Below are 620 nucleotides of genomic sequence, written 5' to 3'. Positions count from 1 at the left end.
GGCGCCGAATCCCGCGGAGCGCTCCCGCAACTCGCTGCGCGACAGGGTCATCCCGTCGATGGTGACCGCCCGGTCGTCGTCGGCGGCCGTGGTATCGAGCAGGGCGTGCAGCAGGGCGCGGGTCATGAGAAGGCCATTCCGGGAAGGATCAGGACGAGGGTGAGGACGATCGGCCCGAGCACCACCATCGACAGACCCCAGCGGGTCAGCAGCTTGGTCATGCGCGGGCGGGCCTCCTCGTCGACGGTGGTGGCCACGTACGTGGCGCCGACGGTGGAGAACGGGGACACGTCGACGATCGACGCGCACACACCGATCGCGCAGATCAGCGCCCAACCGGGGATGCCGCCGTCGGCGATGAGCGGAAGCGCAAGGGGCACAAGGGCAGCGAGCATGCCGGTGGTGGAGGCGAAGGCCGAGATCAATGCTGCTGCGGCGCAGAGCAGGATGGCGGCCACCAGCGGTGAACCCAGGTGCACGGCGCCCTCGCCGAGCAGATCCACCACACCCATATCGGTGAGCACGCCGACGTAGGTGATGATGCCGCCGACCAACAGGACCGAGCCCCAGTCGATCCGGCTCATCGCCTTCTTGCCCGACGATGCGTCGAGCAGGGCGGC

General features: G+C 69.2%; 1 protein-coding gene. It reads right to left on the bottom strand.

Annotation, left to right across the window (positions count from 1 at the left end):
• Positions 1-122 precede the first annotated feature (122 nt).
• Positions 123-620, bottom strand: a 498-nt coding sequence (locus tag H7I41_RS04570; RefSeq protein WP_264011383.1) for an SLC13 family permease, incomplete at its 5' end; no start/stop codon positions are given.

The sequence above is a fragment of the [Mycobacterium] manitobense genome (assembly GCF_025821665.1).
In the GTDB taxonomy this organism is placed as follows: domain Bacteria; phylum Actinomycetota; class Actinomycetes; order Mycobacteriales; family Mycobacteriaceae; genus Mycobacterium; species Mycobacterium arseniciresistens.
This window is presented reverse-complemented; position numbering and strand designations above follow the sequence as displayed.